Origin of the sequence: Micromonospora radicis (assembly GCF_003583405.1) — a bacterium.
In the GTDB taxonomy this organism is placed as follows: Bacteria; Actinomycetota; Actinomycetes; order Mycobacteriales; family Micromonosporaceae; genus Micromonospora; species Micromonospora radicis.
The window spans coordinates 69,697-75,696 of sequence record NZ_QXEC01000027.1; the positions used below are offsets into that span (position 1 = coordinate 69,697).

The window sequence follows — 6,000 nt, forward strand, 5'->3', positions numbered from 1 at the left end:
CACCCCGTCCGCACCGGTCCACTGACCCGGCGGTCAGCCGTACGGCACCGACGGCACCGCCACCCTCGAACGCGACGACCCGCCGTCACCGGGACGGCGGGTCGGACACGGCTGGTGACCGGGCTCGCGGCCGGACGCGGAGCGCCCGACCGGCGGCCCTACACGGCTCGGCGCCCCTCGAACGCCCGCCCCAGGGTGATCTCGTCGGCGTACTCCAGGTCGCCACCGACCGGCAGCCCGCTGGCCAGCCGGGTGACCGCGATGCCCATCGGCTTGACCATCAGCGCCAGGTAGGTGGCGGTCGCCTCGCCCTCGGTGTTCGGGTCGGTGGCCAGGATCAGCTCCCGGACCGTACCGGTGCCGAGCCGGGCCATCAGCTCCCGGATGCGCAGGTTGTCCGGCCCGATGCCCTCCAACGGGTTGATCGCCCCGCCGAGCACGTGGTAGCGCCCACGGAACTCACCGGTCCGCTCGATCGCCACCACGTCCTTCGGCTCCTCGACCACGCAGACCACCTCGTCGCTGCGGCGCGGGTCGCGGCAGATCCGGCACTGCTCGGACTCGGCGACGTTGTAGCAACTGGTGCAGAACCGCACCAGATCCTTGACCTTGCGCAACGCGCCGGCCAGCCGGTTGACGTCGGCCGGGTCGGCGGAGAGGACGTGGAAGGCGATCCGCTGGGCACTCTTCGGACCCACGCCCGGCAGCCGCCCCAACTCGTCGATCAGATCCTGGATGGCACCCTCGTACATCTTCGGGCTCAGAACCCGGGCAGGCCGAGGCCGCCCATCCCACCCGCGACCGGGCCCATCTTCTGCTCGGTCAGCTCACGGGCCGCCTCGCTGGCGTTGTGCAGCGCCGCGACGACGAGGTCCTCCAGGGTCTCCACGTCCTCCGGGTCGACGGCCTTCGGATCGATCTTGATGCTCTTGACCTCGCCGGCACCGGAGACCGTCGCGGTGACCAGGCCACCGCCGGCGGTGCCGGTCACCTCGGCCTCGGCCAACTCGGCCTGCGCCTTGGCGATCTGCTGCTGCATCTTCTGCGCCTGCTTCAGCATCTGCTGCATGTTCGGCTGTCCACCAGGCCGCACGACGGCTCCCCTTGACTCGGCTACGTGACCACCGCCCACCCTAACGGCCCCCACCGACCCCACCCCGTGCGCCGCACACCCGCGCCAAGGTCGGTCGCCACCGTTCCCGCGAACAGTTTCGCCACGACGACGGTCACCCAGACCTCAGGTGGCCACCGTCGCGACGAAACCGCTAGCGGGTGTCCACCTCGCTGATCTTCTCGGTGGCGGCGAACGCCTCGCGCAGCAGGCGGACCGCCTGCTGCTCGCTCGACTCGCGGGCGGTCTTCTCGTCGATGATCTCGTCCAGCGGCTCGTCGCCCGGATCGAAGCCCTCGTAGGCCGGTGAGGCAGCCGGCTGGGCACCGCCGGGCCGGGCCGCGCCGCCGCCGGCCGGACCGTCGAAATCCGGGTCGTACGGCGGCTCACCGGCGAACTCGGCGTCCGCGGTCGGCCGCGCCGCCGGGGCGGTACGCCCACCCCGCCCGGCCGCCGCCGCACGGGCTGCCGCGATCGCGCTGCTCACCGGGGATCCCCCGGTCCCCCCGTTGGACGGCGCCCCCGACCCGGGCGACTGCGCTGCCGCCGGTCCACTCGACGCGGCCGAGGCCGCGGCCCGCTCGGCCGGTCGCGGACCGGCGGAGGCCGTACCGGCCGGTCGCGGACCGGCGGAGGGGACGCTCACCGCGGCCGGAGACAGGTCCGCCGCGTCCCCGCCCGGCACCGCGTCACGCCCGGCGGAGAGGCCACCCGGACGAGCCGCCTCCGGCCACTCGTCCGCCGCCGCCTCGGTGGTCGGGGCCGAGCCGCCCGGGCGGGCCGGTTCCGGCCACCCCTGGTCGTCGGCGGGCGCCGCACCACTGTCGGCCGAACCGGCACCCTCGCCGGACCGGGTCGGCACGCTCCGTTCCGACCCGGACGGTCCACCGGAGCGCCCGGTGCCCGCCGCGCCGTTCGCCCGCTCGGACGTCGTCGGGCTCGCCCGCTCCGAGGTGGAACGGGCCGGAGCCGGCGCGGTACCGGCCCGAGAACCGCCAGTCGCACCCCCGCCGCGCTCGCCGGCCACCTCACACCGGATCTGCCAGCGGTCACCCAACTCCTCGTACAGCGCCTCGATCAACAGATCGGGCTCGTTCGAGAGGGCCTGCGCGTGGAAGGGATAACGGAAGGTCATCACCAGTGTCTGGCCATCGACCTCGCGCACCGTGGCCTCCCGCGCCCAGGCGGCGACCTTCTTGCTCTTGCGGCCGACCTTGCCGACCACCTCGGGCCAGATCCGGCGCACCGCGGCGGCGTCGAGCGCGCCGGGCTTCGCCGCACCGGGCCGGGGTGGCTCGGGCGTGACCGGATCGGGCATCACCGCCGAGTCCGGCACCGGACGGCGCGCGGGCGGCGTCCCGGTCGTACCCGTGGTCGGGGCGGCGGCCGTTGCCCGGCCACCGCCGTTCTCGACTGCCGCGCCCTGGTCGGCACCGCCACGATCGGCGGCCGGTCCTCGACCACCCGCGCTGGCGGCGGAACCGCGAACACCGGCGCCGGCGGCGGCACGGGCGGCGGCCAGCCCGGCCGGGGCGGCTGGCGACCCCTGGGCCGCCGGGGCGCCGGGCGCCGCCGGCTCGCCGGCGGTCCGAGGCCTCGTCGCGGCGCTAGCCGCGGACTCGGCGGGAGACTGGGGGCGTACCGCCGGGGCGACGGTGGGCGGCGCGGAGTCGGCGGCCGGCGGCGGCACGTCGGCGCCGGCGAGGGTGAGCCGGCGTTCCAGCCGTTCGAGGCGCTGCAACAGGCCGCCGGTGGAATCGTCGACGCCGGGCAGCAGCATCCGGGCGCAGATCAACTCCAGCAGCAGCCGGGGTGCGGTGGTGCCGCGCATCTCCACCAGGCCGTCGTGCACGATGTCAGCGCAGCGGGACAGGGTGCCCGGGCCGAGCCGCTGGGCCTGGGCGGTCATCCGCTCGATCTGGTCGTCCGGCCCGTCGATCAGGCCCTTGGCGACGGCGTCCGGAACCTGCTGGAGCACGATCAGGTCACGCAGGCGTTCCAGCAGGTCGGAGGCGAACCGACGGGGGTCGTGCCCGGCCTCGGCGACCCGGTCGACGGTGGCGTACGCGGCGGCGCCGTCCCCGGCGGCCAGGGCGTCGCACATCTCGTCGATCAGCGCCGCGTCGGTGACACCGAGCAGCGCGGCGGCCCGCGCGTAGCTGACGCCGTCCGGGCCGGCACCGGCGATGAGCTGGTCGAGTACGGAGAGACTGTCCCGGGCGCTGCCCCCACCGGCGCGGACCACCAGCGGGAACACCGCCGGCTCGACCTGCACCCCCTCGGCCTCGGTCAACTGCTCCAGGTACGGCCGCAGCACCTTCGGCGGGATCAGCCGGAAGGGGTAGTGGTGGGTCCGCGACTTGATGGTGCCGAGGACCTTCTCCGGCTCGGTGGTGGCGAAGATGAACTTGACGTACTCCGGCGGCTCCTCGACCAGCTTGAGCAGGGCGTTGAAGCCAGCCGACGAGACCATGTGCGCCTCGTCGATGACATAGATCTTGAACCGGCTGTTGGCCGGCGCGAAGAACGCCTTCTCCCGCAGCTCACGAGCATCGTCCACACCACCGTGGCTGGCCGCGTCGATCTCGATGACGTCGATCGAGCCGGCCCCGTCGCCGCTCAGCGAGCGGCAGGAGTCACAGGTGCCGCAGGGCTCCGGGGTGGGACCGTGCTCGCAGTTGAGCGAGCGGGCCAGGATCCGGGCGCTGGAGGTCTTGCCGCAGCCGCGCGGCCCGGAGAAGAGGTACGCGTGGTTGAGCCGCCCGCTGCGCAGCGCCTGCGACAGCGGCTCGGTGACGTGCTCCTGCCCGATTACCTCGGCGAAGGTACGCGGCCGGTACTTGCGGTAGAGCGCCAGTGCCACGGCGTCCCGCCTCCTCTCGACCGCGCCATTCTCCGCTGCCCGCGCCCGACTGACCACCCACCCCGCCGGGTACCTGCGTCGGCACCCGGGCACCAGGCCCCTGGCGACGGTCTCGCGGCTACGTGATCAGGCGGAGCACGGGGACGTGAGACAAAAAGGCCCCCCGTGCACCCGGCAGAGCTCGCTTATCCTTGCTGCCTTCCGGCCCTGGGGAGGTTCACGAGATACCGCCGCACGGGAGGTACCGACCAGCCTACCCGACCCACGATGGATCTTCAGGGGGTGGTGGGGTAGGCGGGCCGAAGGAGACCTGTATCCTGTCTCGTGGAGGATTCGCCTAGAGGCCTAGGGCGCACGCTTGGAAAGCGTGTTGGGTTCACACCCTCACGAGTTCGAATCTCGTATCCTCCGCTCGCCAGAGCAACACGAACGACAGGGCCGGCCCCACCGAGGGACCGGCCCTCGTTGTCTCTGCGGCGCTCTCGTCTCAGTCATCGTCTCAGTCGAGGTAGATGGGCCGCCCTCCTACCTTCCGGGCACCTGCCGGCAAACCCTGGGTTCCCCGTCAAGACGCGCAACCCGCACTGGCCGACAGCATCCAGGGCGCCCGGAACACCTAACTCGAACCTTCGCTGACGCCAGCGCCGTTGAGACTGCCGCCTAGCGAGCGCTCCGCGCTGTCCACGAGTTCCTTGTAGGTAAGCACCTCGACTCGGTTGAGGTGGGTGTTGAAGGTACGAAGAGTCTCGTTTATTTCCTCCTCCGGCACATCCGGCTGTAGCGCCGGGTGCCCGATCAGCACCACTGCGCTTGCGCGTCGCGTCTCGATGCCGAACTCACGACGAATCCTCTCACGGTTCTCATCAAGCCCAACGAGGTAGTTCACAGCCTGCCCAACGGCGTCATGCACCAGGGAGGTCGGCACCCACGCATTCCTATGCCTTTTGACCAGGACTCCCCCCAACCGCATCGAGAGCTTCAATTCAACGACGTGCAGCGCCCCATCACCACGGACTAACGGGATATCTACTTCATCGCCCGGAACAAGCCTGCGATGAGCAGCCTCGCCCACGAATCTGCCTCCAAAAATCCACGGCTGCCCCTGCAAGGACCGTTGGAGGTCATGCTCCGACGCCTGGGGATCCTCGATGACACCACGCAGCAACTTCAGCCCTTGGGCACGTTCCTGAAGTTCCGCAGCCCGGAAGAGCAGCTTCCCTTCCGTGTCTGCCGCAAGAACGGCCATGGCCTCTGGTGATACTGCAAGCGAGCTGGCAACATCGTGCGCATCCTCGACATCCACTCGGCCACCGCGCAAGACTCGTTCGAGCCACAGCGCCGTTTCGGCGCTTCCCCGGATTATGCGGTAGCGACCTGGGGTGTCCTCTGGGGCCACCATTAGCCTTGCATCTTCGCCAAGAGACTGAATCTTGGCTAAGACCTCCTGAACACTCGCATCGGGATTCGCCTCTACATACATCCGACCCTCACGAGCAGCAAGTTCACAAGCAGACGAGAGAACGTTGGCAGTCAGCTTCAACAGACCGCCTGCACGAACGTTTCCATCTTGAAACAGCCGGTAGCGCTCCTCAAACTCGTGTTTCGTAATCCGCCCCTCTGCGTAGTCGATCGAATCTTGAAGGAGCCTCACGACCTGCCACTCGTCAGCCGTCGCGGCTTCATAACGAGCGTCCCCGAGGAGCGTGAGCAATGCTCGACCACCTCTGCGGTTCCTGCTGCCACTATTGAGGTGCGCTATTACAGCATTGACAGCAGCCTTCACCTCCTCGCGGCTTGCAATGTCGTCAATCTGCTTCAATTGCAGCTCAAGCGCCCAATCTGCTCTGACCTCCACGCCTACATGATGAGCCGCAGGTATGACAGTCCGGGGTCGACCCGCAGTCGACCCCGGACAGCCAACGTCCGTCGCAGATGCCTAGTCATCCTGGCTCTTCGAAGTTGAGCGGGGTTCGCGGCTGAGTCCGGCCCGAGCGTGAGGGCTCGCAGCTCATCAGTGATCATCTGA

At 70.2% G+C, this 6,000-nt stretch carries 4 protein-coding genes, 1 tRNA gene and 1 other RNA gene; 1 reads left to right on the forward strand and 5 read right to left on the reverse strand.

Translation table 11 applies throughout. From position 1 onward, the window contains the following. Positions 1–158: 158 nt before the first annotated feature. The 4 genes from recR to ffs all read right to left on the reverse strand — a co-directional run bounded on the left by recR (position 159) and on the right by ffs (position 4,218). On the reverse strand, positions 159–752 hold the full coding sequence (gene recR / locus D2L64_RS22695) for a recombination mediator RecR (RefSeq protein WP_119579229.1): 594 nt from the start codon (positions 750–752) through the stop codon (positions 159–161). Positions 753–760: 8 nt separating this feature from the next. Then, on the reverse strand, positions 761–1,069 hold the full coding sequence (locus D2L64_RS22700; protein ID WP_233559097.1) for a YbaB/EbfC family nucleoid-associated protein: 309 nt from the start codon (positions 1,067–1,069) through the stop codon (positions 761–763). A 196-nt stretch (positions 1,070–1,265) separates the two neighbouring features. After that, on the reverse strand, positions 1,266–3,974 hold the full coding sequence (locus D2L64_RS22705; protein ID WP_119579231.1) for a DNA polymerase III subunit gamma and tau: 2,709 nt from the start codon (positions 3,972–3,974) through the stop codon (positions 1,266–1,268). 154 nt (positions 3,975–4,128) lie between these two features. After that, positions 4,129–4,218, reverse strand: an RNA gene (gene ffs, locus D2L64_RS22710) — signal recognition particle sRNA small type. Positions 4,219–4,300: 82 nt separating this feature from the next. Between ffs and D2L64_RS22715 the strand changes: the two genes are divergently transcribed. Further along, positions 4,301–4,385 (forward strand) — tRNA-Ser (locus D2L64_RS22715). Between the two features lie 205 nt (positions 4,386–4,590). Here D2L64_RS22715 and D2L64_RS22720 read toward each other — a convergent pair. Then, a complete protein-coding gene (locus tag D2L64_RS22720) occupies positions 4,591–5,829 on the reverse strand; it encodes a Shedu anti-phage system protein SduA domain-containing protein (RefSeq protein ID WP_119579232.1) in 1,239 nt (412 codons plus the stop codon). Positions 5,830–6,000 lie beyond the last annotated feature (171 nt).